3 protein-coding genes are annotated in these 3336 nt (G+C 50.8%); all 3 read right to left on the reverse strand.

Annotated features, from left to right (window positions below; genetic code table 11):
• Positions 1 to 1214: ABC transporter permease (locus tag JX312_RS10890; protein WP_204458012.1), on the reverse strand; the 1214-nt coding region annotated here is incomplete at its 3' end.
• Between the two features lie 55 nt (positions 1215 to 1269).
• Positions 1270 to 1944 (reverse strand): ABC transporter ATP-binding protein, encoded by a 675-nt coding sequence (locus JX312_RS10895; protein ID WP_204458013.1) that lies wholly within the window; start codon positions 1942 to 1944, stop codon positions 1270 to 1272.
• Between the two features lie 91 nt (positions 1945 to 2035).
• Positions 2036 to 3283 (reverse strand): efflux RND transporter periplasmic adaptor subunit, encoded by a 1248-nt coding sequence (locus JX312_RS10900; RefSeq protein WP_204458014.1) that lies wholly within the window; start codon positions 3281 to 3283, stop codon positions 2036 to 2038.
• Between the last annotated feature and the right edge of the window lie 53 nt (positions 3284 to 3336).

Here is a 3336-nt window from a genome sequence, read left to right on the forward strand (position 1 = left end):
ACGACATTAAGGAGAAGGCAGAACAGCAGCGCGATTCCGAAAGTTTTGAAATTCAGAAGCATGTTGATTGTAGGAGTCGAGGCGGCTATGTCATCGTTGCCGAATTTCCCTCCATAGGAAATGAAGAGATTGGAAAAGAAGACCACGAATATGAGGCAGAGTACAAGACCGATGATGCCTCCGGCGAAAGTAAGAATGAGATTCTCTCCGAGGAACCGGCTCATGATGCCGGCTTTTGTCGCTCCGAAAGCCCTGCGGACTCCGATTTCCGACACGCGGCGGCGCAGACGGCTGCGTGTCATGCTGCTGAGATTTATTGCAGGGAGAATCAGAAGGATAAGATAGACCGCGTATCTCAGTTTCCGGGGTGTGTCGGGATCGGGATCGGTGTTTGAGCCGAATTCGAGATTGACAGTCTCCGCCGTATAGGGTGCCTGATGGTAATCCACCTGCTTCCCTTCCTTCTTCAGAACCGACGCGAATGTGGCGTATCGGCTTTTCACCTGATTGCGGATGTGTTCGTCGCTCACCCCCGGCGCCTTGAGAAGAATCACCTGTGTGTCGCCTCCGTAACCGTCGATCCAGAGATTATCCTGCTCCTCAGGAGCGTAGACGGTGTATATGTTGGCGAAGCTTTGCACTAACAGCGGACTCGTATCCTTCACCACACCCTGGACTATGTGTGGCACATGGTTGATTTTTATCTCTTTGCCTGCCACATCCGCTTTGCCGAACAGTCTTACAGCCGCGGATTCTGTGATTATAGCTTTTTTAAGACGGGCATCGACAGATGCCTTGTCGAACGGTTTGCCCGAAACGAACGTGAAATCGAATATTTCCCAGAATGCATCGTCAACCTTCTTTTCGAAAAGCGACACGCAGTCGCCGTCTTTTACCGACACGTCAAGATTGTCAGCCCAGCTGTTGGCAAAGGAAATCCTCTCAATGCCGTCAAGATTTCCGTAGAGTCGTCTTGCGGTGTTATATGACATTCCACCCGATGATTCGCCCTTTTCGTATTTAATGTGTATGTTTTGTCCGAACATAAGACGGGGGCGGTTTGTTTCCGGCGCGACGGGCACCGTGTCGAGAGAGGAGGTAATGAATACCGCCATCATAAGGAAGATGGCGAATGCGGTGCCCATTACCGATGTGATTGTCACCATCGGCTGGTGGCGCAGTTCATACCATATCTGTTTTAAGTAATTGTTCATAATTGTCTGTTGGAAGTGAAGTGGATAAAATAGCTTTCCGGCGGCAGTAGCGTTCTCATTCGATTCTGCGCCCGTCGAGGAAATGGATAATGCGGTCGGTCATGCGCGCCTGTTCTTCATTGTGTGTTACCATCACGATTGTGCGGCCGTCTTCCTTGTTGAGCTGATGCAGGAGTTCCATCACTTCCGCACCCATTCTGGAGTCAAGATTGCCGGTAGGCTCGTCGGCGAGGATAATTTCAGGGTCTCCCACGATTGCGCGGGCTATCGCCACACGCTGGCACTGCCCTCCGGAGAGCTGGGAGGGGAAATGGCGTTTTCGGTGAGAGATGCCGAGGCGTTCGAGCACATTGTCGATCTTCTCCTTCCGTGCCTTGGCTCCTGTGTCCTTGCGATAGAGCAGGGGGAGAGCCACATTGTCGGCGACGTTCAGCGAGGGAATCAGATGAAAGCTCTGGAACACGAATCCTATGTTGGCGTTGCGGAAATGGGAAAGTCCGGTGTCACCGAGCGATTCGGTATCGGTGCCGATTATCTCCACCTTCCCCTTGGTTGCCTTGTCAAGAAGTCCGATGATGTTGAGGAGGGTTGATTTTCCGCATCCCGAGGGTCCCATGATGCTTACAAACTCCCCTTTTTCAATCCTGAGGTTAACATTCTCAAGAGCTATTGTCTCTATTTCACTGGTGCGGTAAACCTTTTCCACACCTTCAAGATTAATGATTGACATATGGTTTGTTTTTTAGTTGTTGTTTAATTGTTTTCACATGAATCGCGACTGTGTTTCGTACGAATGTCGAATCGACTTCTGCGTTGCCTGATTATCTGAGTCTTATTTTCTTGCGGCTGTTGTATTCCGCGAGGTCATTCTTAACGATCCTGTCGCCGTCGCTGAGTCCGGAAAGCACCTCTACATAGTCGAAGTTGCCCTCGCCGAGCCTGACTTCGCGTCTGAGCAGATGCCCCTCGCCGTTGTCTATGAAAAAAATGTATTGTCCCGAACCGTGATAATATGTTCCGTTCGGAATCCTCAATACCTCCTCCTTTATGTCGTAAAGCACGTTTATCTCTGCCCTGACTCCCGAACGGAGACGCTTGTCGCTGTCATCGTCGAGCAGGACGGTGAAAGATATCACGCCGTTGTTAGACTGCGGAGTGATTGTTCCTATTCTTCCTCTGAAAGTCTCCTTGCCCACCTTTACGTTCACTTCCGAACCCAGAGCCATCTTGTCGGCATTTGATTCCGGAATCTGCGCAGCGATCTTGAAATGGTTGAGGTCGGAAAGCACGGCGAGTCTCTCGCCTGCCGAGATGCTTGTTCCCAAAGCCGAGTTGAGATACGTCACGGTGGCGTTTGCCGGAGCCTTGATGCGGGCGTCATCAAGCATTCGCTGTTTTTCCTCAAGGTTCTTTGCCGTTATGCCCTCTTCGAGTTCCTTGCTTTTGCGTGCCGCGGCATGACTCAGCTCTTCGTTGTGGAGCTGTTTGCGAAGCTGGTCGAGTTCGAGAACGGCTGTTTTGTAGGCAAGTTCCGCCTCTCTGACGCGGTCGCCCGTACCGCTACCTATGCTGTCGAGTCTCCGTTCGTTGTCGGTCTCGGTTTTAAGCCGTTCCACCGACATCTCCTTCGCTTTTATCTTCATCTCAAGGTTGGTGAGAAAAGTGCGGCTTGCAAGTATTGTCTGGCGGGTGTCGTAGTTCCTCATCATTTTCTGATTGGCGAGATTCTGCAGCTCTGTCTCTTCTCCGGCAAGGTCAAGTTTCATCAGAGACTGTCCCCGCTCCACTGCATCACCCTCGTGACAATATATCTCAAGGATTTTTGTGGACACCGGCGATGTGATAGTCATTTCATAAGCCGGAACTACTTTGCCCGAGGCGTCAGCCGACATCTCCACAGTGCCTGTGTCTGCAGTGATGAAATCGAGTCCGCTGCGGTCCATCGACGGGGCAATTGAGGATAAAGCGAATATGGCGCCGGCTGAAACAACGGCAATCGGAACGCATGTCTTCAGAATTTTCCTGCGTCTTAGTTTCTTTTGTTCTTTGAGTGAAATCTCTCTGTCCATTTTTAACTTCGGATAGTTTACGCAGAAAGTCAGACATTATGCGTGCCAAAAAT

Origin of the sequence: Barnesiella sp. CU968 (assembly GCF_905219685.1) — a bacterium.
GTDB lineage: Bacteria > Bacteroidota > Bacteroidia > Bacteroidales > Muribaculaceae > Lepagella > Lepagella muris_A.